Origin of the sequence: Streptomyces sp. NPDC057136 (assembly GCF_042670885.1) — a bacterium.
Classification (GTDB): Bacteria; Actinomycetota; Actinomycetes; order Streptomycetales; family Streptomycetaceae; genus Streptomyces.
Genome location: NZ_JBHUUV010000032.1, coordinates 64152 through 89673, shown reverse-complemented (window position 1 = coordinate 89673; position 25522 = coordinate 64152). Strand labels below are relative to the sequence as shown.

Here is a 25522-nt window from a genome sequence, read left to right as displayed (position 1 = left end):
GGGCTCCGCCCCGGACCCCGCTCCTCAAACGCCGGAGGGGCTGGATTTCCCAGCCCGCCCGGCGATTGAGGGCCGGGGGTCCGGGGGCGGAGCCCTCGGGTTCGGGAAGGGGCGGGTAGGGGAAAAACTCGCCCGCCTGCTGGGCCGCCGCACCGCCCCGCCCCCCGAGCCCCGGGACGCCGACACCGCCAAGGTCACCAACCTCGGAGTCCGCCGCGGCCGCACAGACGCCCTACGCCGCATCGACCTCCACGTCACCCCAGGCGAAACCATCGCCCTCATGGGCCGCAACGGCGCCGGCAAATCCACCCTCCTCGCCACCCTCGTCGGCATGATCGAGCCCACCACGGGCACCGTCACGGTCGGCGGCCACACCCCCCGCAGCACCCGCCCCCGCGACCTGATCCGCCAGGTCGGCCTGGTCCCGCAGGAACCCCGCGACCTGCTGTACGCGGACACGGTCGCCGCCGAGTGCGCGGCGGCCGACGCCGATGCGGACGCGGCCCCCGGTACGTGCCGCGCCCTGGTGGCCGACCTCCTCCCCGGCATCCACGACGACACGCACCCCCGCGACCTCTCCGAGGGCCAGCGCCTCGCGCTCGCCCTGGCGGTCGTCCTCACCGGCCGCCCCCCGCTGCTCCTCCTGGACGAGCCGACCCGGGGCCTTGACTACGCGGCCAAGGCCCGCCTGGTCGGCATCCTGCGCGGTCTCGCCGCACAGGGGCACGCCATCGTCCTGGCGACGCACGACGTGGAGCTGGCGGCCGAGCTGGCCCAAAGGGTGGTGATCCTCGCGGACGGGGAGATCGTGGCGGACGGCCCGACGGCTGAGGTCGTCGTCTCCTCCCCCGCGTTCGCCCCGCAGACCGCGAAGATCCTGGCGCCGCAGGAGTGGCTGACCGTGTCCCAGGTATGTACCGCCTTGGAGGGCACCACATGACCGGCGCGACGGAGACCACGACCCCAGCCGCCCACCGGACCCGCCGGACCCGCCGGACCCGCCCCATCCGTCTCGGCCCCAGGGCGATCGCCGCGCTGGTCCTGATCAGCGCCATCGGCGTGGCGGCCTTCAGCTGGCCGCTGTTCGCCGACCCGGAGTTCGGCGTCGCCCACGAGAAGGACGCGCCCTGGCTGTTCGCCCTGCTGCTGCCCCTGCTCGTCGCGGTGGTCGTGGCGACCATCGCCGACTCCGGGATGGACGCGAAGGCAGTCGCGATGCTGGGGGTCCTCGCGGCGGTCGGCGCCGCGCTGCGCCCCCTGGGGGCGGGCACGGCGGGCCTGGAGCCGATGTTCTTCCTGATGGTGCTGAGCGGCCGGGTGCTGGGGCCGGGCTTCGGCTTCGTACTCGGTTCGGTGACGATGTTCGCGTCCGCGCTGCTCACCGGCGGGGTGGGGCCGTGGATGCCGTTCCAGATGCTGTCGATGGCCTGGTTCACGATGGGCGCGGGCCTCCTGCCCGGCCAGGACCGGCTGCGGGGCCGCGCGGAGGTACTGATGCTCGCGGCGTACGGATGTGTGGCGGCGTTCGCGTACGGCACGGTGATGAACCTCTACGGCTGGACCATCGTGCCGCCCGCCGGCTCCGGCATCTCGTTCGTCCCCGGCGACCCGGTGCACGAGAACCTGGTCCGCTTCGTCGCGTACTGCCTGGCCACCTCGCTGGGGTGGGACCTGGGCCGGGCCGTACTCACCGTGGCCCTGACGTTCGCCGTGGGCCCGACCCTGCTGAAGGCACTGCGCCGGGCCACCCGCCGGGCGGCCTTCGAGGCCCAGGTCACATTCGAGGTCCCGAAGGAGTGAAGGACCCCACAGGCCCTTGGTCCTCCACGAACCTGCCTAGTAGGACCTGAACCACCGCATTCGACCCTGTTGCACCCTTCCGAGCTGCTCCGATGCCTTTCGTACCGGTTAGGGGCTTTGGTCCCCGCCTGCGAGGCGGGGCCGTACCGGGGGTCGTTGCGGAGGCCGATCGGGCTCGCTAACCATGGATCACGTCGCCGGACACCGCAGGCCCCGCTCGAAGGGCCACGGTCGACGAGTACCGGTCCCGCACCTTCGGACCGGCCGCGACTCCCCCGTACCCGACGTTAGGTCTCTACGTGTCGTTCGCCCGTCGCATCCTCGCGCAGCCCCGCACCGCCCGCCGCAGGACCGCCGCCGTCGGCGCGACCGTGCTGCTGGGCGCCACCGGTCTGGCCCTGGGCGTCACCCCGGCGATGGCCGCCCCGGCCGCCGCCCCGACGTCCGCTTCGAGCGCACAGGACACGGCGAAGAAGATCATCGACGACAACGCCCAGTACACGTGCTTCGACAAGATCGTCGACCACGAGAGCGACTGGGACGTCAACGCCTCCAACGCCTCCTCGGGCGCCTACGGCCTGGTCCAGGCCCTGCCCGGCTCGAAGATGGCCTCGGCCGGCCCCGACTGGCAGACCAACGCCGAGACCCAGATCAAGTGGGGCGTCGACTACATGGAGGACCGCTACGGCAGCCCGTGCGGCGCCTGGGACTTCTGGCAGTCCAACGGCTGGTACTGAGCCACAGCCTGTGAACACGAAGGCCCCCGACCGGAGTTCTCCGGTCGGGGGCCTTCGCGCGCTCCCCCTCAGAGCCGCTGAATGATCGTCCCCGTCGCCAGTGCCCCGCCCGCGCACATCGTGATGAGTGCGAACTCCTTGTCGCGGCGCTCCAGTTCGTGCAGGGCCGTGGTGATGAGGCGGGCTCCCGTGGCGCCGACCGGGTGGCCGAGTGCGATCGCTCCACCGTTGACGTTGACCTTCTCCAGGTCCTGGCCGAATACCTGCGTCCAGCTCAACACCACCGACGCGAAAGCCTCGTTGATCTCGACGAGGTCGATGTCCTTCAGCGACATGCCCGCCTTGCCGAGCACCGCGCGGGTCGCGTCGATCGGGCCGTCGAGGTGGAAGTGCGGGTCGGAGCCGACCAGGGCCTGGGCGACGATCCGGGCCCGTGGCTTGAGCTTGAGGGCCCGCGCCATCCGCTTGGATGCCCACATGATGGCGCAGGCGCCGTCGGATATCTGCGAGGAGTTGCCCGCGGTGTGGATCGCGGTGGGCATGACCGGCTTGAGGCCGCCGAGGCCCTCCATCGTGGTGTCCCGCAGCCCCTCGTCGCGGTCGACGAGCCGCCACATGCCCTGACCGGCAGCCTGTTCCTCCTCGGTGGTGGGCACCTGGACCGCGTACGTCTCGCGTTTGAAGCGTTCCTCGGCCCAGGCCACGGCCGCCCGTTCCTGCGAGATGAGCCCGAGCGAGTCGACGTGTCCGCGGGTCAGGCCGCGCTTGCGGGCGATGCGTTCGGCGGCCTCGAACTGGTTGGGCAGGTCCACGTTCCACTCGTCCGGCCAGGGCTTTCCGGGGCCGTGCTTGGAGCCGCTGCCCAGTGGTACGCGTGACATCGCCTCGACGCCGCAGCTGATGCCCACGTCGATGACCCCGGCCGCGACCATGTTGGCGACCATGTGTGAGGCCTGTTGCGAGGAGCCGCACTGGCAGTCCACGGTGGTGGCGGCGGTCTCGTAGGGAAGGCCCACGGTCAGCCAGGCGTTGCGCGCCGGATTCATGGACTGTTCGCCGGCGTGGGTGACCGTACCGCCGACGATCTGCTCGACGCAGTCGGCGTGGATGCCGGTGCGGCCCAGGAGTTCACGGTAGGTCTCGCCCAGCAGATAGGCGGGGTGCAGATTGGCGAGCGCGCCCCCGCGCTTGCCGATGGGGGTGCGTACGGCTTCGACGATGACGGGTTCCGCGGCCATGAGCTCGTCCTCTCCTCGCGCTTCCGCTGGGGCGTCCCGGCACCCGCGGAAGGAACTAGTACGCGTTCTAGTTCTGCAAGCAGTCTTATGACGCTTACCCCAGGTACGCAAGGGTCGTGCACGCACCTTGCATCCGCGGCACGCACTCCGTTACGCGCGGCGCGCCGTCCCAGGCAACAGATCTGGCCACGGCTCTTGCGACTTGTAGAACTCGTTACTACCTTTCGGTCAACTTCTGATGGGTCGTCAGACAGTTCGCTGCCAGACCTGGAGTGGAGAGGTGCCCATGCGCTGCCCCCATCTGCCCGAAGGGTTCGACTTCACCGATCCCGACCTGCTCCAAGCCCGGGTACCCCACCCGGAGTTCGCCGAGATGCGGGAGACCGCGCCGGTCTGGTGGTGCGCCCAGCCCGCCGGGATCTCCGGCTTCGAGGACGAGGGCTACTGGGCCGTCACCCGCCACGCGGACGTCAAGTACGTCTCCACCCACCCCGAACTCTTCTCGTCGAACACCAACACAGCGGTCATCCGCTTCAACGAGACGATCAGCCGCGACCAGATCGAGGTCCAGAAGCTGATCATGCTGAACATGGACCCGCCCGAGCACACCCGCGTCCGCCAGATCGTCCAGCGCGGCTTCACCCCACGCGCGATACGGTCCCTGGAGCAGGCCCTGCACAGCCGGGCCCGCTCGATCGCCGAGACCGCCCTCGCCGCCGCGGACGAGGACGGCTCCTTCGACTTCGTGACCAACATCGCCGTCGAACTGCCCCTCCAGGCCATCGCCGAGCTCATCGGCGTGCCCCAGGACGACCGGTCCAAGATCTTCGACTGGTCCAACAAGATGGCCGCGTACGACGATCCCGAGTACGCGATCACCGAAGAGGTCGGCACCGAGGCGGCCATGGAGATCGTCTCGTACGCGATGAACCTGGCGGCGGCCCGCAAGGAGTGCCCGGCCAAGGACATCGTGTCCCAGCTGGTCGCGGCCGAGGGCGAAGGCAACCTCTCCGGCGACGAGTTCGGCTTCTTCGTGATCCTGCTGGCGGTCGCCGGCAACGAGACCACCCGTAACGCCATCAGCCACGGGATGCACGCCTTCCTCACCCACCCCGAACAGTGGGAGCTGTACAAGCGCGAGCGCCCGGCGACCACCGCCGAGGAGATCGTCCGCTGGGCGACACCCGTGGTCTCCTTCCAGCGCACCGCCACCCAGGACCTGGAGCTCGGCGGGCAGCGGATCAAGAAGGGCGACCGGGTCGGGCTGTTCTACTCCTCCGCCAACAACGACCCCGAGGTCTTCGACCACCCGGAGAACTTCGACATCTCACGCGACCCGAACCCGCACCTCGGATTCGGCGGCGGCGGCCCGCACTTCTGCCTCGGCAAGTCCCTGGCCGTGATGGAGATCAACCTGATCTTCAACGCCGTCGCAGACGTGCTGCCCGACCTGCGCCTGGTGGACGAGCCCCGGCGGCTGCGCTCGGCCTGGCTCAACGGCATCAAACAGTTGCAGGTCAGTACCGTCACCGGCTGACCGATACCCCGAGGGCCTTTCGTTTGGATCAGGCCGGATCAGGGAGCGGGGTCCGGTGCGTGCAGCTGCAAGGCGGAGGATTGAGGCATGGCGGAGTCATGGTGATTGACGACAACGCCGGAGGGGGCCCCTCCCTGCTCAATGGGGTCTCCCCTGCTCGAACGAAGTTGAGAGCTTGGGGAAGAAGCCGAGAGCTTGGGGGGAGCGCGTGCCGGACCCCGCGAGCCCGGCCTGATCCAGACGAGAGGCCCTCGGGCCCGACCCCCTGCGGAGAGGGCCGGGCCGTCCGGGGATCATGAGGGCCATGCATGCCCTGCTCTCCGCCTTCACGCCCATCTGGGTGCTCACCGCCGGCGGTTACGCGGCCGGGCGCAGCGGCCTTCTCGGGGAGCAGGCGGAAGCCGTGCTCGGCCGGTTCGTCTTCCATGTGGCCATGCCCGCCGCCCTGTTCATGATGGTGTCCAAGGCCCAGCTGGGCTCCTTCGTGAACCAGTCGATGATCGCGTTCGGCGCGGGCACGGTGGCCGTCTGCGCGCTGGGCTTCCTGGCGGCCGGGCGGTTCTTCGGCCGCAAGACGGCCGACCGTGCGATCAGCGGTATGGCGTCCGGTTACGTGAACTCCGCGAACCTCGGCATCCCGGTGGCCGTGCAGGTGCTGGGCGATGCCTCGTTCGTCGCGCAGATCATCCTGTTCCAGGTGCTGCTGGTCTCCCCGGTGATCCTGACCCTGCTGGACACGGGTACGGACCGGGGCCGCGTCCACTGGCGGCCGGTCCTGCGCCGCATGCTGACCATGCCGGTCCGCAACCCGATCATCATGGCCTCGATGCTCGGCGTGCTCGTCTCGGCGACTGGCCTGCGGGTGCCGTCCGCGCTCGGCCACTCCTGCGATCTGCTCGGCGCCGCCGCCGTACCCACCGCACTGATCACCCTGGGCCTGTCCCTGCACGGCCGCCTGGACCGGGCGGAGGCGACCGAGGCGCCGGGCAGCCGGGGAGAGCTCGCCGTGGCGGTCGCCCTCAAGACACTCGTACAGCCGCTGGTGGCCTTCGGTGCCGCACTGCTGCTGGGTCTGCCGGAGCACCAGGTGCTCGTCGTGGTGCTGTGCTCCGCGCTGCCGACCGCCCAGAACGCGTTCCTCTACGCCCGCCAGTACGGCCTGGACACCGCCCTCGCCCGTAACTCCGTGGTGGCCTCCACGGTGGTCTCGATGGCGACCCTGTCCCTGGCCGCCTGGGCCCTTGGCCCGCCGGGCTGACTCCCCCGAGTGGCGTAGTGGGCCGTACAGGCGGATGCTTGTGAACGCGGCGATCCATGCCGAAGGGGTGCCGGGGCGGTGAGGACCGCCCCGGCACCCCTTCGGCCGGTCCGGACGCTACTTTCCGCCGACCTTCTCGGTGGCGCGGCCGGGGCCGGCCGGTTCGGATGACTCGGACGGTTCCGAGGACGGTTCCGACGAAGGCACCGAGTCCGCGTCCGAGGACGGCTTCGGCTTCGGCTTCGGCTGAAGGGCTCGCGGCCCCGACAGGACGTACGTCAGCCCGAAGCCCAGGCCCACCACCACCGCCCCGCCCACCGCGTCGAGCACCCAGTGGTTGCCGGTGGCGACGATCGCGCAGACCGTGAACAGCGGATGCAGCAGGCCGAGCGCCTTCATCCACAGCTTCGGGGCGAGCATCACGATGACCACACCGCACCACAGCGACCAGCCGAAGTGCAGCGACGGCATCGCCGCGTACTGGTTGGTCATCGACGTCAGCGTCCCGTAGTCCGGCTTCGCGAAGTCCTGCACGCCGTGGACGGTGTCGATGAATCCGAGGCCCGGCATCAGACGCGGCGGGGCCAGCGGGTAGAGCCAGAAGCCGACGAGCGCGAGGAGCGTCGCGAAGCCGATGGAGCTGCGGACCCAGCGGTAGTCGGCGGGCCGTCGCACGTACAGCACGCCGAGGATCGCCAGCGGCACGATGAAGTGGAAGGTCGAGTAGTAGTAGTCGAAGAAGTCGCGCAGCCAGTTGATCTCTACGACCGCGTGGTTGGCCCAGTGCTCGACGTCGATGTGCAGCCACTGCTCGATGGAGTGGATCTGACGGCCGTGTTCCTCGGCGGTGGGCCGCCCGGCGGTCGCCAGCAGCCGGACCTTCGCGTACGCGGAGTAGACGACGCGGATGAGCAGGAGTTCCAGCAGCAGATTGGGGCGGGTGAGCACCCTGCGCCAGAACGGCAGGAGCGGCACCCGTCTCCAGCGCGCCGCGACCGGCTTGGCGTAGTCCGTGGGAATGGGCTGCTGCAAGTACGGCGAGGAGCGCGGCAGGAACGGCGCGACGCACGCCGCACCGAGGGCCGCGATCAGCAGGACGTTGTCCCGTACGGGGATGACGGCCCCGATGTTCGGCAGCAGCATCTTTCCGGGCAGCGTGAGCACCAGCACGACGACGGCCGGCCAGACCAGCCGGTCGGAGGCCCGCTTGCCGACGCGGCCGACCACGGCGAGGAGCACCCAGAGCACCTGGTGCTGCCAGGCGGTCGGCGAGACGGCGACGACGACGCAGCCGGTCACCGCGACCGCGAGGAGGAGCTGACCGTCCTGTGCGTACCGCACGGCGCGCCGCAGTCCGATGAAGCAGACGGCGGCGGCCACGGCGAGGAAGACCACGATCTCGGCGGGGCCTTCGAGGCCGAGCCGGAGGAGCGCGCCGTGCAGGGACTGGTTGGCCAGGCTGTCCGGCCGGTCGCCGAGGCCCGCGCCCGCGACGTGGTGCAGCCAGTACGTCCAGGAGTCGTGCGGCATCGCGGCCCAGGCCAGCGCGGTGCAGCCGGCGAAGGCGGCGCCCGCACTCGCCGCGGCCCGGCGTCGGCCGGTCAGCCAGAGGAGCGCGGCGAAGAGCAGCACGGCCGGCTGGAGAGCGGCGGCGATGCCGATGAGCACGCCCGATGTGCGTTCGCGCCGGGCCACGAACCAGCCGAGGAGCACCAGCAGGACCGGCAGGATGCTGGTCTGGCCGAGGTGCAGCGCGTTGCGGACGGGAAGCGACAGCATGAGCAGGGTGATCGCGACAGGGGCCGCGAGGAACATCGTGCGGCGGCTCACCGGGGCGGGCAGGGCCCGCGCGGCGACGATGCCGAGTGCGGCGACGAGCAGCAGCGAACCGAAGGTCCACACGACGCCGAGTGCCTGTTCGGCCGAGGTCGTCAGGGGTTTCAGGACGAGCCCCGCGAAGGGTGTTCCGGTGAAGCGCCCGGTGTCGTACAGGGACCCCGTCACATGGAGGACCCCGTTCGGGCCGATCCAGGTCTCCAGGTCGGTGAGACGTTCCCCGGGTGGCTGCCGCAGCAGCGCCACCATCTGTCGTACGGCGAGTGCCGCCACGACCAGCCAGAGCACCGCCCGGGTCGCCCCGGCCCCCGTCTCCGAACCCGTCGTGTTCCCGCGCACGCCCTGCTCCGCATTTGCCACCCGCGCCGAACCTCCCACCGCTCCGTGCACGGTCCCCTCGACGCGGGGCTGTGCGGATGAAGCCTCTCATTGCCTCATGAGCTGGACACAATCAACCTCCCGGACACCTTCGGCCCGTGCCACCCCCTGGGGAGGGCGCGGGCCTTGGGCGCGCGGCGGCGACCGCGGACGCCTCTCGGTCAGCCCTCGTGGACGGGCATGTCCGCCTGCCAGCCGGTGAACAGCGGGACGTCCGAGACACCGTCCAGGACGACGACGCCGAACGGGCGGTCGAAGGCGATGTGCCGCACCTGCCGGGGACGGGGCGCAGAGCCCGCCCGCGTCGGCACGACGGTCACCGCGGCGGCTTCCACACCCTTCTCGGCGATCTTCACGACGGTCTCCTGGACCACGGTGGAGAGGGCGAGCGGTACGGGTGAGATCCCGGAGAAGTCGGCGGCGCCCGAGGTCGCGATCCGTACGCCGAGTGCGGGCAGTTGCTCGGTGACCTGCACGGTCGTACGCAGGGTGAACCGCGGAATCCCGACGCTCACCTCGTCGGCGTCCAGCGGTGTACCGGAAGGGCGGGGCGCCCACGCCGACGGCAGTACCCGCGCGGCCCCGGCCCCCGGCTCCCCCAGCACGAATCGGACCCGGGCCGGAGCCCCGCCGCCCGGTTCGGTACGGCAGCGCAGCTCGACGACGTACGCGCCGTCGGCCGTCCAGGCGTCCTGCTGCGCCACCGGCCCCCGCATGGTCGCCACCGGGCGGCTCGTCCCTGCCGTGTCGGTGAACGGGACGTCGCGGGTGAAGCGTCCTTCGAACGGCGTCTCCCAGTGCGCCTTGAGCGCCAGTACGTTGACGAGCGCGAGCAGGGTCGCGTCGGTGATCCGCAGGGGCAGTCGCTCGATCAGACCACCGGTCGCGCGGCGCACCCAGGAGTCGATCTCCGCCGGGTCCATCGCTCCGACCGGGATGTCCGGCAACGCCTCCCGGTACGCGGGCAGGACGGGCACCCTGGTCCAGACCCGGGTGGCCACCGCCAGTGCCTCGGTACGGGCCAGGTCCCGCGCGACGGCGGTCACGACGGGCGCCGCCTCCCGGTCCGCCACCCCGAGCAGCGCACACAGTTCGGCGGCGGTCTCCTCGCGCGCCCCGCTCGCAACTGCCGCCAGGGCCAGCCAGAGCCCGGCGGGCGAGCACACGAAACCGCCCTTGTCCGCGTCTGCCAGCTCCCGTATCCACTGCCCGCCCAGACGCTGAATCGCCACGATCCGTTCCATCCGCCCCGCTCCCGCCCCCTGCACCGCCGCCGCCCCCTAGACGTAAAAGCTTCGCGATCCGATCATGCGGAAGTCAGAATGCACCACATGACGTGGACCGTGGCCCCTGAACGTTTCGACTCCCGCGATGCGGCTCCGCTGCGGCGGGACTACTACGACGAGGTCGCCAGCCGCTACTGGGGGCGGCCCGCGACCGATCAGGAGATCGAGGAGGGGCTCACCGACGACGGCGCGGAGCGACTGGTTCCGCCCACCGGGGAGTTCGTCGTGGGCCGTTTCGGGGGTAAACCGGCAAGCTGCGCCGGGCTGCTGCTGGTCGACGCCGAACCGCGCGTCGCGGAGCTGACCCGGGTGTTCGTACGCCCCGGCTTCCGGTCCACGGGCGGGGGCGGGCTGCTGCTCGCCGCGATCGAGAGCGCGGCGCGGGATTTCGGGGTGCGGCGGATCAGGCTCGACACCCGGAACGATCTGGTCGAGGCGCGCGGGCTCTACGCCAAACACGGCTACCGGGAGGTTCCGGCTTTCCATCACCGCAATCAGTACGCGGAACACTGGTTCGCGAAGGAGCTGTGAGGCCGGCGGGGTGACGTCCCCGGGCCGTTCACGGGTGGTGGTGGTCGCCCCACGGCTCGGGCATGTGCGGCCGGTCCTTGGTCGACCCGCTCACCTCGGCGGTCAGTTCCGCGACCAGATGGACCAGGTCGGTCGGCCGTTCCGGCCCCCACCAGTCACCGAGCAGTTCCGCGAGGGAGTCCTCGCGGGCCTGCGACAGGCGGACCACGGCTTCGGCGCCCCGGTCGGTCAGGATCATCTGGAGGCCTTCGCGGCGGGCCAGGCCCCGTTCCTCGACCTGGCGGGCCGCCTCGCTGATCACCCGCAGCGGTACGGGGGCGATGTCGGCGAGCCTGGCGGGTTCGACGGTGCCGTGGCGCTTGATGCGCAGCAGCAGCCAACTGGCCGCGGGCAGCAGGTCGTAGCCCGCTCGGGCGGTGATCTTCACATAGATGTCGCGGCGGCCCTCCCGTGTGGCGAGCACCGAGAGAGCACGGGCGCATTCGTCGTACGAGGAGCGCTCGACCGGGTTCGAGGCGAGGGTCTGACTGGTGTCGGGGGCGGTCACCGAGCCGCGCAGCTTGTCCTCCTTGAGGAACCAGGCGAAGACGAAGGCGATCACGACGACGGGGACCGCGTACAGGAAGACGTCGGTGATCGACGTCGAGTACGCGCTGAGGATCGACGGTTGCAGCTCGGCCGGGAGTTGGCCGATGGCGCGCGGGTCGTCGGCCAGCCGTTCGGCGTCGACGCCGGGGGGCAGTGAGCGGCCGGACAGCGCCGATTCGAGTTTGCCGGTGAGCCGGTTGGTGAAGATGGTGCCGAAGATGGCCACACCGAACGAGGCACCGATCGAGCGGAAGAACGTGGCGCCCGACGTGGCGACGCCCAGGTCCTCGTAACCGACGGCGTTCTGCACGACCAGCACGAGGACCTGCATCACCAGTCCGAGCCCCGCGCCGAACACGAAGAAGTAGACGCTCATCTCCCAGGTGGAGCTGGTCTCGTCGAGCTGGTGGAGCAGCAGGAGACCGGCCGCGGTCAGGGCCGTACCCACGACGGGGAAGACCTTCCAGCGGCCGGTGCGGCTGACCACCTGGCCGGAGCCGGTCGAGGTGATGAGCATGCCGAACACCATCGGCAGCATGTGCACACCGGACATGGTCGGCGAGATGCCGTGCACCACCTGGAGGAACGTCGGCAGATACGTCATCGCGCCGAACATCGCGAAGCCCACGATGAAGCTGATGACGGCGACGAGCGTGAAGGTGCGGATGTGGAACAGCTTCAGCGGCAGTACGGGTTCGACGGCGCGCCGCTCCACGGCGACGAACGCGATCAGCAGGACCACGGCGAGTACGGACAGGCCGATGATCTTCGCGGAGCCCCAGGCCCAGGTGGTGCCACCCAGGGAGGCGACGAGCACGAGGCAGGTGGCGACGGAAGCGATGAGGAAGGTGCCGAGGTAGTCGATCGTGTGCTTGGTCCTGCGCACGGGGATGTGCAGGACGGCGGCGATGACGAGGAGCGCCACGACGCCGATCGGCAGGTTGATGTAGAAGACCCAGCGCCAGCTGAGGTGTTCGGTGAAGAAGCCGCCGAGCAGCGGTCCGAGGACGCTGGTCACACCGAAGACCGCACCGAACAGGCCCTGGTACTTGCCGCGTTCGCGCGGCGAGACGATGTCGCCGACGATCGCCATCGACAGGACCATCAGTCCGCCGCCGCCGAGCCCCTGGAGGGCACGGAAGCCGATCAGCTGCGGCATGTTCTGGGCGACGCCGCAGAGGGCCGAGCCGATCAGGAAGATGACGATGGCCGCCTGGAAAAGCTTCTTGCGGCCGTACTGGTCACCGAGCTTGCCCCAGAGCGGGGTCGCCGCGGTGGCCGCCAGCATGTAGGCGGTGACGACCCAGGACAGATGGTCCATGCCGCCGAGCTCGCTGACGATCGTCGGCAGTGCGGTGGCGACGATGGTCTGATCGAGTGCGGCGAGCAGCATGCCGAGGAGCAGTGCGCCGATGGCGACGAGGACGGTCCGTGCGGAACGCCCCTCGCCGGGGGCCAGGGGCGGTGGGCTCAGCTGCTGGGCCATGGGCATCTCCTTGGGTCTGATACACCCCCATCCTGGCCGTTGTGCCCCGTTATGGCCTGCCGAGCGGTCGGACGTCGTTGGGCTTCACCGTGGCGGACTGCATAATCGCAGGCAGTTCAAAGGGGAGGGGACCCACAATGACCGGACATGTATGCCCGGCGTGCGGTATGGAGCGAGGCCCGGAGCAGCCGGGGGCGGGAACGGGGCTCAAAGCGGGGGCGGGAGAGCCTGGTGCGAGGGCGGGCGCGGGGCCTGATGCCGGGCCCCGCAACGGGCCTGATGCCGGGTCCGGCAAAGGGCCTGATGCCGGGTCCGGTGCGGGCATAAGACCCGGCTGCGCCTGCGGAGACCGTACGGCGCAGCCGACCGCTGACCAGCAGCGCGCCGCCCGCTCGGCGGAGACGGCCGCGGAGATCGCCGCGGCAGAGGATTTCGATCCGCTGCGCATCCGTCCGTACGTGACGCTGGGCGACGCCCATACCGCCGCCGGCCCCGAGCCGGACGACGGCGCACCGGGGGCCGCGGCCGTGACCATGCCGCTGTTCCTGGACGTTTCCGCGGCGCGCCCGCTGCCGGAGACCGGAGCGCCGGACGAGGCAAGACGGCGGACCTTCGCCGGGTACGGGGCGGACGACGACCCCGTACAACCGCGCCGCCGCCGGCCGTTCGCGGTCATCGCCGTGGGGGCGGCCGTGGCCGCGGTCGTCGGTACGGCCGCCTTCGCCGGAGGACTGTTCACCGGGGACGACGGGCACACGGAAGCACTGCCGACGGCATCGACGAGCGCCGAGGACTCCAGCAGCGAGCCGGCGGCCGCCGTATCGGAATCGCCGTCCGCATCCGCGTCGCCGTCCGCCTCGGCCTCGGTCTCGCCGTCCGCGTCGGCCTCCGCGTCCGCTTCCGCGTCACCGTCGAAGGGCGCGACTGCTTCCCGTTCCGCCTCGGCCACCGCGTCCACGACAACGGCCCCGGCGCCCTCGTCCGCGAGCGCACCGGCGCCCAACGCCTCGACGGCGGCTCCGCCGGCGCTGAACGGCTCCACGCTGCAACCGGGCGACAGCGGGGCCGAGGTCGCCGAGCTCCAGCGGCGCCTGAAGGAGGTCTGGGTCTACCACGGGCCGACCGACGGCGTGTACTCCGGCCGGGTCAAGGACGCGGTGGCGGCCTACCAGTCGTACAAGGCCATCCAGGGCGACCCGCAGGGCGTGTACGGGCCGAACACCCGGCAGGCGCTGGAGGCGGAGACGACCGGCCAGGGCAAGGACTGAGGGCGCCGCGTTCGGCGGGCCGACCGGATTCGCATTCCGCCGTTGCTTTTTGTATCGTGGGGGAACAAAGTAGCCCCCGCCCGTTCACCCTGACCGGCGGGCGGGGCTACTTGTTTCTCTTTGCACTCCCCCCGCGCTCTGGAGCCTGCCGATGTCGGCCACCGTCCTCACCGCTAGCGCCCTCCTTCTGGACATGGATGGCACCCTCGTCAACTCCGACGCGGTGGTCGAGCGCTGCTGGAGCCGCTGGGCGCTGAAGCAGGGCCTGGACCCGGTTGCCGTACTCAAGGTGGTCCACGGGCGGCAGGGGTACGCCACGATGGCGGTCCTGCTCCCGGAACGCTCCATGGAGCAGAACTACGCGGAGAACCGCGAGCTGCTCGCCGAGGAGACCGCCGACGTCGACGGCGTGGCGCCGATCGACGGTGCCCCGGCCTTCATGGCGTCGCTCGCCGGCCTCCCGCACGCCCTCGTCACCTCGGCCGACGAGGCGCTCGCCCAGGCCCGGATGACGGCCGCTGCGCTGCCGATGCCGGGAATCCGCGTCACCGCCGAGCAGGTCGGCGCCAGCAAGCCGGACCCGGAGGGCTTCCTCAAGGGTGCGGCCGAGCTGGGCTTCGAGGCGGCGGACTGCGTCGTCTTCGAGGACTCGGAGGCAGGCATCACGGCCGGCCGGGCGGCGGGCATGCGCGTCGTGGGCGTAGGCCCGCGCGCTGCGGCGCTCTCCCCCGACGCCCATGTCCGGGACCTGAGCCAGATCCGGGTGGAGGCGGCCGCAGACGGTTCGATCCGCCTGCACATCGAGGCCTGAGACCCCCACCCCTCCCCGTATCAAGCCGTATCAAGCCGGGGCGCGGTGGAGCAGGCCGCGCGCGACAAGTTCCAGCACCAGCGCGACGGCCACCGCCTGCACCGCCATCAGTGCCACCAGGACGAACAACTGCACGGCGCCCGCCTCCATCGGTGAGGCGCCGCCCAGCAGCATGCCCACGAAGGCCCCGGGCAGCGTGACGAGCCCCACCGTCCGGGTCTGGTCCAGCCCCGGCAGCAGCGCGTCCGCGGCCACCGGGCGGGCGATCTCCAGCCGGGCGTCCCGGTCGAGCAGCCCCAGCGCCATCCCCGCCTCGACCTCACCGTGCCGCACCGCGAGCTCGTCCAGCGCACGCCGCCCACCGAGCACGGTCGCCGTGAGCGCACCGCCGATGAGAATGCCCGTGACCGGGATCAGCGCGATGCCCCGGAGCGGGACGAGGCCGGTCAGCAGCAGCGCGACGACGACGGGGACGACCGCGGCGCCGATCGGCAGGGCGGCCCACCACCAGGTGTGATTGCCGGTGATCCGGCGCCCGGCGGTCCACACCGCGACGGCGAACATCAGCGCCACGAAGCCGAGCAGGGGCGCCAGGGAGTGGACCACCCAGCCGATGAGCGCGGAGACGGCGGCCAGTTGGACCGCCGCCCGCAGCCCGGCCACGACGATCTCCCGCGAGCGGCCGAGCGAGGCCCACTTGGCGACAGCCGCCGCGAACGCAAGGAGCACGGCGAGGACGACCCCGAGCGTCACATTCACCGGAAGCAGCACGCGGCCACCTTAAGACCGCGTCCCCCGCGATCCGCGCCCTCAACACCCGTACGTTCCCCGGCTTCAGACCGGCCATCAGGCGGTCCTGTCCGACCTCTTGATGTGACGTGCACATGTCGTCACCCTGTTACCTGGCGCCCACCCCCCAGAAACCTGGCGCCGCCACGATGGCCGGGCCCCACAGGTCGCCCGTCAAAAGCCCCCCACATCAAGGGAGTTCGCATGTCAGGTATCTACGCGCGTCGCATTGCCGTCATCGCCGCATCCGCCGCCCTCGCCGCCACCACGGGACTGCTCAGCGCACCGGCTGCCCAGGCCGCCATGCCCACCCCGGTCACCGCGTCCACCGCCCGGACCTATCTCAGCCAGCTCACCGTGGCGACCGAGGGATCGTCGACCGGCTACAGCCGCGAGATGTTCCCGCACTGGATCACCCAGTCGGGCAGCTGCAACACCCGCGAAGTGGTCCTGAAGCGGGACGGCACCAACGTCCAGCAGGACTCCAGCTGCGCGGCGGTCAGCGGCAGCTGGTACTCGCAGTACGACGGGGCCACCTGGACCGCCGCCTCGGACGTGGACATCGACCATATGGTCCCGCTCGCCGAGGCATGGCGCTCGGGTGCCAGCAGCTGGTCCACGGCCCAGCGCCAGTCCTTCGCCAACGACCTGACGCGCCCGCAGCTGATCGCGGTCACGGACAATGTCAACCAGTCCAAGAGCGACCAGGACCCGGGTGAGTGGCTGCCGCCGCGCACCGCCTACCGCTGCACGTACGCGCGCGCCTGGGTGCAGGTCAAGTACTACTACGACATGAGCATCGACTCGACCGAGAAGAGCGCGCTCCAGTCCGTCCTGAACGCCTGCTGACCCCTCCCCGACCCAGCCGCTGACCCATCCGGAGGCCGAATACCTGGCCGCCCCCCTCCGTCGTTCCGTACGGTACGAAGCCATCTGTCACGGCGACGCGAGGGGGCGGCATGGCCAGGCTGCGACTGGGACCACTGCTGCGGTACATCGACTGGGAGTCGGCTTCGTCGGCGACCGTCTGGATCGAGGCCGACCGTCCCTGCACGGCGGAAGTCCGGTGCGCGGACGGGGCTTCCGGCTCGTCGCCGACCTTCGCGGTCGTCGGGCATCACTACGCGCTGGTGGTCGTGACCGGCCTGACGCCGGGCACGACGACGGCGTACGAGGTACTGCTCGCCGGCCGGCAGGTGTGGCCGCTCCACGACTCCCATTTCCCCGCGAGCACGATCACGACACCCCCGCTCACGCGGGAGGACGAGCAGGCGCCGGTGCGGATCGCCTTCGGTTCCTGCCGTTGGGCGGCTCCGCCCGCTGCCGATCACGACCCCGCGGGCCCGGACGCCCTGGACACCCTCGCCGCCCGCCTGGCCGCCGACCCCGATGCCGTACGGCCCGACGCGCTGCTCCTGCTCGGCGATCAGGTGTACGCGGACGAGACCTCACGGGCGACCCGGCGCAGACTCGCCGCGCGCCGTGAGTTGAGGGAACCGCCGGGCGCGGAGGTCGCGGACTACGAGGAGTACACCTTTCTCTACGACGAGTCCTGGCGGGACCCGGAGGTGCGCTGGCTGCTGTCCACGGTCCCCAGCTGCATGATCTTCGACGATCACGACGTGATCGACGATTGGAACACCAGCGCCGCCTGGCTCGCGGAGATCCGCGCCACCCCCTGGTGGCACGAGCGGATCGTCAGCGGGCTGATGTCATACTGGGTCTACCAGCACCTCGGCAACCTCTCCCCCGCCGTGCTGGCCGCCGACCCCCTCTACGCGGCGGTGCGCGCCGCACCGGACAGCACCGAACTCCTGCGCCGGTTCGCCGCCGAGACGGCGGCCGAGCCCTCCCGCGCCCGCTGGAGCTACCGGCGCGTTTTCGGCCGAGTCCGGCTGCTGATGATGGACACCCGGGCAGCCCGCGTTCTCGACGAACAGCAGCGCTCGATGCTCAGCGCGGAGGAGGCCCGCTGGATGCGCGAAGAGGCCCTCGCCGACCCCGGATCGTATGACCATCTCCTGATCGGCACCTCGCTGCCGTGGCTCCTGCCGCCCCTCATCCACGAGGCGGAGAGCTGGAACGCCGCCCTGTGCCGCGGCGAGCGCGGCGGTCCGGGCGGGCGCTGGGCGCGCTTCGGCGAGAAGGTGCGCCGTGCCTCCGACCTGGAACACTGGGCAGCTTTTCCCGGTTCGTTCCGCCGGCTGACGGAGCTGCTGAGGGAGGCGGGGAGCGGTCCGGACGCACCGGCGACGGTATGTGTGCTGTCGGGCGATGTGCACCATGCGTACATCGCGGAGCCCGAATGGCCGGCGTCCACACCCGGCGGCGCCCCCGGAGCGCGCATCCTGCAGCTGACCTGCTCACCCCTCCACAACTCGATCCCCCGCCCTCTGCGAGCCGGCTTCCGTTTCGGCTGGAGCTGGGCGGGGCGGCGGCTCGGCGGACTCCTGGCGCGCCACGGGCGGACGGGGACCCCGCCGGTGCGCTGGCAGAAAACCGGCGGGCCGTGGTTCGGCAATCAGCTGATGACGCTGACGCTACATGGCCGGAAAGCTGCGCTGACATTGGTTCAAGCCAAGGGAAAGTCGCGTGATGCGCAGTTGGAGACCGTTCTTGATCGAAATCTGACCCCCGACGAATGAGCGACTTTCAGCCATGCACGAAATGTTGAACTTGCAAGTAACGGTGAGGCTTGCCTAATCTGAGGCGCTCAGTCGGCAATCGGTTCACGTCCCCCACCAGACCGAAGGAGCCCTCCCTCCATGTCCATACGCCTGAATCAGGCCCAGCCCTACGCGCTCGCGGCGTTCCGCGTCGTCGTCGGCTTCCTCTTCGCCTGCCACGGCGCCGCGTCGCTCTTCGGAGTGCTCGGCGGCAGCAGCGTTCCCAGCGCCACCTGGCCCGGCTGGTACGCCGCGGTGATCCAGCTCGTCGGCGGCATCCTGGTCGCACTCGGCCTCGGCACCCGTATCGCGGCCTTCGTCGCCTCCGGCTCCATGGCGTACGCGTACTTCAAGGTCCACCAGAGCGAGGCCCTGTTCCCCCTGCAGAACGGCGGCGAGGCTTCCGCGATGTTCTGCTGGGCCTTCCTGCTGCTCGTCTTCACCGGCCCCGGTGCCCTCGCCGCCGACGGCCTCTTCTCCTCGCGCGGCGACGCCGCGCACGACGCCGAGCGTCCGCGCGAAAAGGCGTCGGCCGTCACGGCCTGACCGTTCCACGAAAGCGTCCGGCTCCCCGCCGCTCCGGGGAGCCGGACGCTCCGGCGTGCAGTCGGAACTCGACCGGAAACCGCCTCACGCCCTCCCGTACGACCCGAACGGCACGGTGAAGCACGCCAGCCGGTCACCGGCGCCGCCCTGCTCGTCATGGATCACGACCGACCGGGCGCCGCCTTCCCGGAAGCCCCAGCCGTGCCGGACCCGCGAGGAACCGTTCCCCTCGCCGTCCGTCGTGAAGTCGAGCCACACCTCGTTGGCCGGGTCGGCATGGCCCTCGGCGCGGTGCCGATAGTGCGGCCCGGCCGCCTTCGGGTCGGCGCTGCAGGGCGAGGTGTGCACGTGCATTCCGTACGCGTGGTTCGGGACCAGCCCGCGCAGTTGAGCCCCCACGGCCGTTCCGGACGCGTCCGAGTGCTGGGTGATCTCGATCCTGGCCGCCGCCGGTACGCGATCCATGTCGTACGTGATCGCGCTGGACGGGATGAACGCGTTCGGCGGCGCGAAGGATGCCTGCGACCGCAACCAGAACCCGTCACCGGCACCACTTGCACCACTGACACCTCCGGCGAGCATCACCAGGGCTGCGGCTCCCGCCACTGCTCCCGCTGCCCGCGCCGTCCGCACGACCGTCCCTGCTGCCACCATTTCCCGCTCCCTGCTCTCGCCGATTCCCCTCCCGCTGCCGTTGCGCACCCTCCCCAAGGTGCACGTGAGCTGCACAACATCACCCACCCAAGGTGATGTCCAGGTAAACCGCGGGCGTACGCTGTACAGCTGGCCCTGCCGCCCTGCCTTCCCCAAGCTCCTCATGAGCAGGGGATGCCCCATTGCCTGCGAGGTCGCGGCGTTGACACGATTCGGGGAGTAGAAGTGCTTGAGAGTGTGGGCGCGCTGACCGGCAGCCCATGGATCTACGCAGTGGTCGCCCTCTCGGTACTTCTGGACGTCTTCCTGCCCGTGCTCCCCAGCGGAGTCCTGGTGATCATGGCGGCCACGGCCGCCGCCGCGGGCGCGGGCTCGACCACGGTCGTCGGATCGGCCGGGGACGCGACAAGGCAGGTGCCGTCCCTGCTCGCGCTGATCCTGTGCGCGGCCACCGCCTCGGTGCTCGGTGACCTCGTCGCGTACCGCCTCGCCTGGCGCGGCGGCGACCGGCTGGACCGGGCGATCGCCCGCTCGCGCCGCCTCACCACCGCGCAGGAACGTCTCGGCGCGGCGCTCAGCGGTGGCGGGGGCGCGCTCGTCGTCATCGCCCGGTTCGCACCGGCGGGCCGCTCCGTGGTCTCCCTCGGCGCGGGCGCCGCACACCGCAAGGTGAAGGAATTCCTGCCCTGGTCGGCGCTGGCCGGTGTCGCCTGGGCCGGCTACAGCGTGAGCCTCGGCTACTTCGGCGGCCAGTGGATGGGCACCACCTGGCTGGGCACGGCGGTCTCGGTCCTCACCCTGTTCCTCGTGGGCGCACTGGCCGCACTGGTCATACGCCGCCCCTCGGCAGCGGCGGAGTCCCCGGCCCCGGCGGTAGCCACCGGCGCCTGACCGGCACCACACCTGTCACGCTCGCCCAGGGCCGTCCGGCGGATCATGGCCGGGGTCACGGCGTCTAACACGGCACCTCGCGGCGTTGCCGAAACGTCCGAATAGCTCCGCTATTAGGACGCTCCGGCGCCTTGCGATGCACCGCACCGGACGCCGCGCCCTATCCGACCCTGATCCGCCGGACAGGCCCTAGCCTCCTCCCTCAGCCCGCCTTGGCGGCACCCCGTATCTCCAGGCTGTCCAGCAGCCTGTGGGTGGCCTCGGTGATCTCCTCGACGGCGCGGTCGAAGGCCTCGCGGTTGTGCGCGGCGGGCGCGCGGAACCCGGACACCTTGCGCACGTACTGGAGAGCGGCGGCCCGCATGTCCTCCTCGGTGGCCTCTTCGGGGAGGGCGGGTGGGCGAAGGGTCTTGATACTGCGGCACATGAATCCAGTGTGTACCGGACCACTGACAACGGCAGGGCAACCGCCCCCTCGCCCCACTGATCCGCCCCACTGATCCGCCCCCGACCGCCTCAGCCGGTTCTTCGGGTTGGCGACGGCGAGGGCCGTCGCGAGTCCGGCCGACTTCCCGGGGGTGAAGGAGTCGATCGCCTTCATCCATCCCGGCTGCGCCGCCTCCCCGCCCTCCCGCGGCCGCCCCTTCCACTGCTTGATTCCGAGCAGCAGGAACAGCACGCCGAGGCCCAGCTTCAGCCACAGCGTCCAGGTGGCCGGTCCGTCGTCGCCCTCCGAGGCGACTCCTCATGCTCGCCACCCCGCGCGGCCGTTCCAACGGCATCGCCTTCGCGCTCGGCTGGACGGTGTCGCTCGCCGTCCTCGTGACGGTGATCCAGCATCTCCCCGATGGCATCACCCACCGCATCACCCACCGTCCGGCTTCACCCGCTCGATGACCGGAAGGACGTAACTTCCGTCGAGAACGGCCTGCTCGGGGGTGTAGAGCCGGAGCATGGGCCGGAAGTCGCCGTCCGGTGCGGGCAGCCAGTTCGCCACCGCGTCCGGGTCCGCGGGCGGGTTCTTGGACAGATACAGGGTCAAGGAGCCGTCTGCGGCGTACACGACTCCGGGCGTGCGGTCGCCGATCGAGTAGCGGCCGGCCGGATTCTCGACCAGGTAGTAGTCGGGGACGTCGTACATGGTCACCGACCAGAACGCCTTGACCGGCGGCCGCTCCTCGAAGCGCAGGACATAGGTGTGGGCCCCGTTGAGCTGTCTGCCCTCGGAGTCCTGGAAGGTCTGCGCGTACACCGCCTCGTACCCGTGGTTCCCCCACAGCCCAGTCCGCGCGGCCACCGCCCTGACCAGGTACGACGCCTCCCGGTCCGGGATCTTCCACTCCGGCGAATCAATCGTTCCGACACTGAAGTGGTCGAGGTTGTAGTCGAAGAGGTGCGGGTTGGCGTCCCAGGTCCCCGGCGCAGCCCGGTCCGCTTCCGACGCGGGCCGGGTGGCCGCTTCCACCCGCGCCTTGCCCCGTTTCAGCCCCTCCGTCAGTGCCTGTACGAGGTCGGGCCCGGCCGGAACGTACGGCGAGGGTCCCTCCTCCAGGAGCCCCAGCGGCTGGAACCGGTCCTGGTACGCCTGGTCCTCGGCGGACGGCGGGAAGTCGGCCATCCAGACCCGGAGCCGCTCGAAGAACCCCAGCGCCTCGGGGACGGCGCCGTCCGGCGCGGGCAGCCCCGTGCGGTGGGGTGCCGAGTCGAGGTGGCCGAGCGTGAACTGCCGCTGGAGCTCCTGGACCCGGGGCAGGTCGTCGTGCCCGTCGCAGGCGTTGCGGCCCACCACCGTCACGAGGGAGGTCGGCGCGTCGATCACCCCGCTCAGACCGTCGGGTACGGTGCCCGACCAGCCGGGCGGCGCGATCAGCCAGTCGCCCTCGCCCGTACCGGTGGCGCGGCGGCCGAGGTAGGCGAAGTTGTTGCTCCACACGTCAACGAACTGGAGCACGTAGTACGCGCCGCCGGTGTCGGGGACGTGGAGCGTGATCGGCCCGCCGGACAGGTCGAGTTGGGCGATGGAGTAGACGGTGTCGTTGTTGACCGACACGAAGTGTGCGTCGGGCTCGGCCAGTTGGGCGGAGTGGGCGAACCGGTTGAAGGGAGCGGCGGGCAGTACCCCGAAGCCCTTGCGCAGGAAGGCATCGACCATCGACAGGTCGAAGACCAGCGGATAGCCGTAGACATAGGCCTCGGCGGCCAGTTCGACGAGTTCTTCGGGAGTCTCCACCACGAGTGTTCCTCTCGTCTCAGTCGCGCACGGCAAGCGTCGGCATGGACCAGCTCAGTACGTAGTACCGGTCGACGGCGGGCACGGACACCACCCACGGCTCGGCCCGCAGATCGAGCCAGGCCCAGGAGTACGGGGTGTCGTTGTTCGGCGTCACCACATCGGTGCTGGCCGGGGTGAACGGCTGCGAGTAGTGCCGGAAACGGCCGAAGCCACCGACGGAGCGAGGGTCGTCCGGGTCGATGACCTGCGGGTACATCGTGCGGTAGTTCTCCAGGAGCGGGTATCCCCAGATCCAGGCCGAGGCGGCGGTATCGCGCGCTGCCTCGGCCGTAAGGGGTCCCGCCGTGTGGTCCGCGGCCACGTCAGAAGGCCGGCTTCGAGCGGTCGGTGCACAGGGCCCAGATCACGAAGACGTCGATGGCGATCGAGACGATGGCCCAGACCGGCTGGTACGGCAGCCAGATGAAGTTGGCGATGATGCTGAGCGAGGCGAGTCCGACACCCGCACCGCGGGCCCAGTCGGCGCCCTTCAGGATGCCCAAGCCGACGAACAGCAGGATCACACCGAGAATCAGGTGGATCCAGCCCCAGGCGGTCACGTCGAACTTGAAGACGTAATTGTTGATACGGGTGTACACGTCGTCGGAAGCAATACCGGCGATGCCCTTGACGACCGCGAGGACACCGTCCACGAGCAGCAGAACACCGGCGAACATCGTTCCTCCGGCAGCCCATCCGCTGCTGCCGCTGCCGACGTCCGCCCGCCGCGAGTCGCCGGGCGCGGGTGCTGACTGTGACATGGGGACTCCTTCGCCGCGCAAGCTCACCGGCCTGCGGATCTGGCCTGCATCAACGTCCTGCGTTCACGTCTCGCATTCACGTTCTGCATTCACGTTTCTGCATTCACGTTTCTGCAGATTCAGAACCGACCCTGCGTGGCCCGCACTCGCCCGGCTACTCGGCGGCACCCGTACGGGTGAGTCCTCACGGCGCGGTGACGGTGACGATGTGCCCCTGCGCGTCCACGGTGAGCGCGACCCGCTCGACCCGGTTCGTCAGGGCCACCACCGCCCACGCGGCGCCCCACAGCATGCACGAGAAGACGGTCAGAATGGCGTGCAGCACATGGTTCACCGGCTGCCCGCGTACGAGAACCACCTGGGTCCCGGACCGTGACTCCACCCGCCACCCGTCGGCGATCCGCTGGTTCACCACCCAGTCGAGGATCAGACTGCGCCGCAGCGCATCGGGCGGCGCACCGCCTCGCTCGTAATACCCGGGCGGAGGCTCCACGGACACGAGCCCCTTGGGCCCACGACGACGTATCACACGCTCACCCCCAGGTTTCGAGATCTCCACCGCGCCACTCGATCAGCTCGGGCTGATCGAGGTCGATCTCCTCAGTCCCGGCAGCGAACCCGGCCTGCCGCAGAAACGAGGCCACATCCCCCCGGCCGTGCGCCAGCCCCACAATCTGCCCGTGCACGGTCACTCGCCGCCCTCCGGTGGTCGAGGGCGGATACACGATGACGGGCGGATGACCAGACATGTATCCACGGTGCGCCCGGCCCGGCCGGGACGCATCCCGGGGGTCTGCCGGGGTGTGTACCGCAGGTGTATATGGCGGGGGCACCGTCAAGGACCAGCAGTCATACCCCTCATAGGTGTAGAGATGCCCACACTTCCGCACATGGATGGCGCACGCAAAGGCACGCTCCCTACGGACAGCGGCATTCCTGACCCATTGCCAAGGAGGAAGCCGGCATGCAATGCGGCAAATGCGGAGGCCGGATGAGCGAAAACGCCGGGGGCTGGTGGACCTGCTGGGGCTGCGGCAACAGCCAGCCCGCGTCCGTGACTCCTCCTCGCCCAGGAGGGCGGGGCTTCTCGCTACGCCGGATCGGCGTGGCGACGGCCCGGCCCAGCCCGTGACGAGGGGCCCAGGCCGGCGAACAGTCCGGGCATCTGCCCCGGACTGTTCGGTGATCGAGTGATCAAGAACTCTCGGTGAAGGTGACGGACCAGGCATAGCCGCTCAGGCTGTCGTGCGGAACCCGCCGGACTTCTCTGACCTGGCAACCGTCGTGGGCGTACTTGAGCGCGAACCGATCGAGACGCTGCGCGTCGGTGAGCTCCTCCATGGAGAGCGGCGCCCCGACGACAAGGTCCTCATGGAGAACCGAGCCGGATGCGGCACCGTCTGAACAGACCGAGCAATGATGCGTTCTGGGTAGGGCCATACGTTCAGTGTGCTCCTCTCCCGGCCGCCCCGGAGCCACCGAGCCGACCGCTCAGCCTTCGCAGCCCCGTACCGGTCGCCCCAGGCAGCACCCGTCGCAGGTCATCACAGTGCCGGCGGCGGCGCGCCCGAAGAGGGCCGTGCGCGGACGACCGCTTGGTCGCCCCGCGGTCCGAAGAGGTGCAGGATCTCCACCGCGTCGGCGTGCGCCGGTCCGAACCAGTGCGGCTTTCCCGTGTCGAACTCGGCCAACTCTCCGGGGCGGAGCACGAATTCGTCGTCTCCGAGCAGGAGACGCAGCTCGCCCGCGAGGACGTAGAGCCACTCGTAGCCGTCGTGGGTCACCAGCTTCGGCTCGCGCGGAGCCAGCACCTGCTTGAACACCTGCACGTCAGGGGTACGAGGGTGCTGCCCTGCGCCTTACGCAGGGGCATGAGATGCACCCGGGGGTCGCCGCTTGCCGGTGCGGCCACCAGTTGGTCGAGCGCGATGCGGTGCTCGCGCGCGAGCGGGATGAGCAGATCCAGGGTCGGGCGCCGCTTGCCCGATTCAAGGCGCGACAGGGTGCTCACCGAGATTCCGGTCGTGGCTGCGAGGGCCTCCAGCGTGAGTCCGCGGTCGAGGCGCAGCGCGCGCAGCCGAGGTCCGATGCCGCCAAGAATCCGTTCCAGTTCCGCGTCCACGGAGTCCATTTTGCAGCCTTCGCAAAAGTGCTGGGCTGCGGCCACTGCCCGGCCGGATTCTTGCCGG

General features: G+C 70.5%; 26 protein-coding genes and 2 pseudogenes. 13 read left to right on the top strand and 15 right to left on the bottom strand.

The annotated features are described in order from the left end of the window. From ACFT7S_RS29955 to ACFT7S_RS29945, 3 genes are all read left to right on the top strand, one after another. A partial coding sequence (locus ACFT7S_RS29955; protein ID WP_382737223.1) for an energy-coupling factor ABC transporter ATP-binding protein occupies positions 1–940 on the top strand: 940 nt, incomplete at its 5' end. Further along, a complete protein-coding gene (locus ACFT7S_RS29950) occupies positions 937–1800 on the top strand; it encodes an ECF transporter S component (protein ID WP_382737221.1) in 864 nt (287 codons plus the stop codon). The genes ACFT7S_RS29955 and ACFT7S_RS29950, both read left to right, overlap by 4 nt. A gap of 299 nt (positions 1801–2099) precedes the next feature. Beyond that, entirely contained in the window at positions 2100–2537 is a 438-nt protein-coding gene (locus tag ACFT7S_RS29945; RefSeq protein ID WP_382737218.1) for a lytic transglycosylase domain-containing protein, read from the top strand. Positions 2538–2605: 68 nt separating this feature from the next. On the opposite strand, the gene ACFT7S_RS29940 is transcribed toward ACFT7S_RS29945, so the two are convergent. Continuing rightward, positions 2606–3775: a steroid 3-ketoacyl-CoA thiolase gene (locus ACFT7S_RS29940; protein WP_382737216.1), complete on the bottom strand. Its 1170-nt coding sequence runs from the start codon at positions 3773–3775 to the stop codon at positions 2606–2608. 286 nt (positions 3776–4061) lie between these two features. On the opposite strand from ACFT7S_RS29940, the gene ACFT7S_RS29935 reads away from it, so the two are divergent. Continuing rightward, a complete protein-coding gene (locus ACFT7S_RS29935; RefSeq protein ID WP_382737214.1) occupies positions 4062–5312 on the top strand; it encodes a cytochrome P450 in 1251 nt (416 codons plus the stop codon). Between the two features lie 304 nt (positions 5313–5616). Continuing rightward, the gene (locus ACFT7S_RS29930; protein ID WP_382737212.1) at positions 5617–6570 is read left to right on the top strand and encodes an AEC family transporter; all 954 of its coding nucleotides are present in this window, start codon (positions 5617–5619) and stop codon (positions 6568–6570) included. 117 nt (positions 6571–6687) lie between these two features. Here ACFT7S_RS29930 and ACFT7S_RS29925 read toward each other — a convergent pair whose 3' ends face one another. Together ACFT7S_RS29925 and ACFT7S_RS29920 are read right to left on the bottom strand one after the other, a co-directional pair. Continuing rightward, entirely contained in the window at positions 6688–8745 is a 2058-nt protein-coding gene (locus tag ACFT7S_RS29925; protein ID WP_382737210.1) for a bifunctional glycosyltransferase 87/phosphatase PAP2 family protein, read from the bottom strand. 200 nt (positions 8746–8945) lie between these two features. Further along, positions 8946–10028 carry a serpin family protein gene (locus tag ACFT7S_RS29920; RefSeq protein ID WP_382737208.1) on the bottom strand — a complete coding sequence of 361 codons (1083 nt, stop codon included), beginning with the start codon at positions 10026–10028 and terminating at the stop codon, positions 8946–8948. An 87-nt stretch (positions 10029–10115) separates the two neighbouring features. Between ACFT7S_RS29920 and ACFT7S_RS29915 the strand changes: the two genes are divergently transcribed. After that, on the top strand, positions 10116–10601 hold the full coding sequence (locus ACFT7S_RS29915) for a GNAT family N-acetyltransferase (RefSeq protein ID WP_382737206.1): 486 nt from the start codon (positions 10116–10118) through the stop codon (positions 10599–10601). 28 nt (positions 10602–10629) lie between these two features. On the opposite strand, the gene ACFT7S_RS29910 is transcribed toward ACFT7S_RS29915, so the two are convergent. Beyond that, the gene (locus ACFT7S_RS29910; RefSeq protein WP_382737204.1) at positions 10630–12675 is read right to left on the bottom strand and encodes a DHA2 family efflux MFS transporter permease subunit; all 2046 of its coding nucleotides are present in this window, start codon (positions 12673–12675) and stop codon (positions 10630–10632) included. Positions 12676–12812: 137 nt separating this feature from the next. On the opposite strand from ACFT7S_RS29910, the gene ACFT7S_RS29905 reads away from it, so the two are divergent. Further along, complete coding sequence (locus ACFT7S_RS29905; RefSeq protein WP_382737203.1) at positions 12813–13943, top strand: peptidoglycan-binding protein; 1131 nt, start codon at positions 12813–12815, stop codon at positions 13941–13943. A 151-nt stretch (positions 13944–14094) separates the two neighbouring features. Next, entirely contained in the window at positions 14095–14754 is a 660-nt protein-coding gene (locus tag ACFT7S_RS29900) for an HAD-IA family hydrolase (protein ID WP_382737201.1), read from the top strand. Positions 14755–14784: 30 nt separating this feature from the next. Here ACFT7S_RS29900 and ACFT7S_RS29895 read toward each other — a convergent pair whose 3' ends face one another. Beyond that, positions 14785–15525: an ABC transporter permease gene (locus ACFT7S_RS29895; protein ID WP_382737199.1), complete on the bottom strand. Its 741-nt coding sequence runs from the start codon at positions 15523–15525 to the stop codon at positions 14785–14787. A gap of 222 nt (positions 15526–15747) precedes the next feature. Here ACFT7S_RS29895 and ACFT7S_RS29890 point away from each other — a divergent pair, with 222 nt between their 5' ends. The 3 genes from ACFT7S_RS29890 (at position 15748) to ACFT7S_RS29880 (ending at position 18755) form a co-directional block, all read left to right on the top strand. Beyond that, on the top strand, positions 15748–16392 hold the full coding sequence (locus ACFT7S_RS29890) for an HNH endonuclease family protein (RefSeq protein WP_382737198.1): 645 nt from the start codon (positions 15748–15750) through the stop codon (positions 16390–16392). 110 nt (positions 16393–16502) lie between these two features. Then, positions 16503–18188 (top strand): alkaline phosphatase D family protein, encoded by a 1686-nt coding sequence (locus tag ACFT7S_RS29885; protein ID WP_382737196.1) that lies wholly within the window; start codon positions 16503–16505, stop codon positions 18186–18188. Positions 18189–18308: 120 nt separating this feature from the next. After that, positions 18309–18755 carry a DoxX family protein gene (locus tag ACFT7S_RS29880; protein WP_382737194.1) on the top strand — a complete coding sequence of 149 codons (447 nt, stop codon included), beginning with the start codon at positions 18309–18311 and terminating at the stop codon, positions 18753–18755. Positions 18756–18839: 84 nt separating this feature from the next. Here the strand turns inward: ACFT7S_RS29880 and ACFT7S_RS29875 are convergent, their stop codons facing one another. Beyond that, a complete protein-coding gene (locus tag ACFT7S_RS29875; protein ID WP_382737192.1) occupies positions 18840–19409 on the bottom strand; it encodes a superoxide dismutase family protein in 570 nt (189 codons plus the stop codon). 225 nt (positions 19410–19634) lie between these two features. Between ACFT7S_RS29875 and ACFT7S_RS29870 the strand changes: the two genes are divergently transcribed. Next, positions 19635–20300, top strand: a complete 666-nt coding sequence (locus ACFT7S_RS29870; protein ID WP_382737191.1) for a DedA family protein — start codon at positions 19635–19637, stop codon at positions 20298–20300. Between the two features lie 202 nt (positions 20301–20502). On the opposite strand, the gene ACFT7S_RS29865 is transcribed toward ACFT7S_RS29870, so the two are convergent. Together ACFT7S_RS29865 and ACFT7S_RS29860 are read right to left on the bottom strand one after the other, a co-directional pair. Next, entirely contained in the window at positions 20503–20727 is a 225-nt protein-coding gene (locus ACFT7S_RS29865; RefSeq protein ID WP_382737189.1) for a DUF2277 domain-containing protein, read from the bottom strand. Between the two features lie 108 nt (positions 20728–20835). Continuing rightward, a pseudogene (locus ACFT7S_RS29860) lies at positions 20836–21018 on the bottom strand (GAP family protein); the annotation flags it as partial. Positions 21019–21047: 29 nt separating this feature from the next. On the opposite strand from ACFT7S_RS29860, the gene ACFT7S_RS29855 reads away from it, so the two are divergent. Then, entirely contained in the window at positions 21048–21197 is a 150-nt protein-coding gene (locus tag ACFT7S_RS29855) for a hypothetical protein (protein WP_382737187.1), read from the top strand. Here the strand turns inward: ACFT7S_RS29855 and ACFT7S_RS29850 are convergent. From ACFT7S_RS29850 to ACFT7S_RS29820, 7 genes and pseudogenes are all read right to left on the bottom strand, one after another. After that, positions 21166–22533 carry a DUF1254 domain-containing protein gene (locus ACFT7S_RS29850; RefSeq protein ID WP_382737185.1) on the bottom strand — a complete coding sequence of 456 codons (1368 nt, stop codon included), beginning with the start codon at positions 22531–22533 and terminating at the stop codon, positions 21166–21168. The two genes, ACFT7S_RS29855 and ACFT7S_RS29850, sit on opposite strands and share 32 nt — an antisense overlap. 16 nt (positions 22534–22549) lie before the next feature. After that, positions 22550–22894 carry a DUF1254 domain-containing protein gene (locus ACFT7S_RS29845; RefSeq protein WP_382737183.1) on the bottom strand — a complete coding sequence of 115 codons (345 nt, stop codon included), beginning with the start codon at positions 22892–22894 and terminating at the stop codon, positions 22550–22552. Between the two features lies 1 nt (position 22895). Continuing rightward, entirely contained in the window at positions 22896–23333 is a 438-nt protein-coding gene (locus ACFT7S_RS29840; RefSeq protein ID WP_382737181.1) for a hypothetical protein, read from the bottom strand. Positions 23334–23517: 184 nt separating this feature from the next. Continuing rightward, complete coding sequence (locus ACFT7S_RS29835) at positions 23518–23826, bottom strand: hypothetical protein (protein WP_382737179.1); 309 nt, start codon at positions 23824–23826, stop codon at positions 23518–23520. 40 nt (positions 23827–23866) lie between these two features. Further along, entirely contained in the window at positions 23867–24082 is a 216-nt protein-coding gene (locus tag ACFT7S_RS29830; RefSeq protein WP_382737177.1) for a hypothetical protein, read from the bottom strand. Positions 24083–24527: 445 nt separating this feature from the next. Continuing rightward, positions 24528–24773: a hypothetical protein gene (locus tag ACFT7S_RS29825; RefSeq protein WP_382737175.1), complete on the bottom strand. Its 246-nt coding sequence runs from the start codon at positions 24771–24773 to the stop codon at positions 24528–24530. 104 nt (positions 24774–24877) lie between these two features. Further along, positions 24878–25464 (bottom strand): annotated as a pseudogene (locus ACFT7S_RS29820) (helix-turn-helix domain-containing protein). Positions 25465–25522: the final 58 nt, after the last annotated feature.

What these genes read in the sequence shown, in the direction of transcription:
- ACFT7S_RS29915 (WP_382737206.1), top strand. Translation starts at nt 10,116, where the DNA reads ATGACGTGGACCGTGGCCCCTGAACGTTTCGACTCCCGCGATGCGGCT.
- ACFT7S_RS29825 (WP_382737175.1), bottom strand. Translation starts at nt 24,773, where the DNA reads ATGGCCCTACCCAGAACGCATCATTGCTCGGTCTGTTCAGACGGTGCC.
- ACFT7S_RS29880 (WP_382737194.1), top strand. Translation starts at nt 18,309, where the DNA reads ATGTCCATACGCCTGAATCAGGCCCAGCCCTACGCGCTCGCGGCGTTC.
- ACFT7S_RS29885 (WP_382737196.1), top strand. Translation starts at nt 16,503, where the DNA reads ATGGCCAGGCTGCGACTGGGACCACTGCTGCGGTACATCGACTGGGAG.
- ACFT7S_RS29940 (WP_382737216.1), bottom strand. Translation starts at nt 3,775, where the DNA reads ATGGCCGCGGAACCCGTCATCGTCGAAGCCGTACGCACCCCCATCGGC.
- ACFT7S_RS29830 (WP_382737177.1), bottom strand. Translation starts at nt 24,082, where the DNA reads ATGTCTGGTCATCCGCCCGTCATCGTGTATCCGCCCTCGACCACCGGA.
- ACFT7S_RS29890 (WP_382737198.1), top strand. Translation starts at nt 15,748, where the DNA reads ATGTCAGGTATCTACGCGCGTCGCATTGCCGTCATCGCCGCATCCGCC.
- ACFT7S_RS29905 (WP_382737203.1), top strand. Translation starts at nt 12,813, where the DNA reads ATGACCGGACATGTATGCCCGGCGTGCGGTATGGAGCGAGGCCCGGAG.
- ACFT7S_RS29950 (WP_382737221.1), top strand. Translation starts at nt 937, where the DNA reads ATGACCGGCGCGACGGAGACCACGACCCCAGCCGCCCACCGGACCCGC.
- ACFT7S_RS29855 (WP_382737187.1), top strand. Translation starts at nt 21,048, where the DNA reads ATGCTCGCCACCCCGCGCGGCCGTTCCAACGGCATCGCCTTCGCGCTC.
- ACFT7S_RS29900 (WP_382737201.1), top strand. Translation starts at nt 14,095, where the DNA reads ATGTCGGCCACCGTCCTCACCGCTAGCGCCCTCCTTCTGGACATGGAT.
- ACFT7S_RS29910 (WP_382737204.1), bottom strand. Translation starts at nt 12,675, where the DNA reads ATGGCCCAGCAGCTGAGCCCACCGCCCCTGGCCCCCGGCGAGGGGCGT.
- ACFT7S_RS29930 (WP_382737212.1), top strand. Translation starts at nt 5,617, where the DNA reads ATGCATGCCCTGCTCTCCGCCTTCACGCCCATCTGGGTGCTCACCGCC.
- ACFT7S_RS29920 (WP_382737208.1), bottom strand. Translation starts at nt 10,028, where the DNA reads ATGGAACGGATCGTGGCGATTCAGCGTCTGGGCGGGCAGTGGATACGG.
- ACFT7S_RS29840 (WP_382737181.1), bottom strand. Translation starts at nt 23,333, where the DNA reads ATGTCACAGTCAGCACCCGCGCCCGGCGACTCGCGGCGGGCGGACGTC.
- ACFT7S_RS29935 (WP_382737214.1), top strand. Translation starts at nt 4,062, where the DNA reads ATGCGCTGCCCCCATCTGCCCGAAGGGTTCGACTTCACCGATCCCGAC.
- ACFT7S_RS29875 (WP_382737192.1), bottom strand. Translation starts at nt 19,409, where the DNA reads ATGGTGGCAGCAGGGACGGTCGTGCGGACGGCGCGGGCAGCGGGAGCA.
- ACFT7S_RS29865 (WP_382737189.1), bottom strand. Translation starts at nt 20,727, where the DNA reads ATGTGCCGCAGTATCAAGACCCTTCGCCCACCCGCCCTCCCCGAAGAG.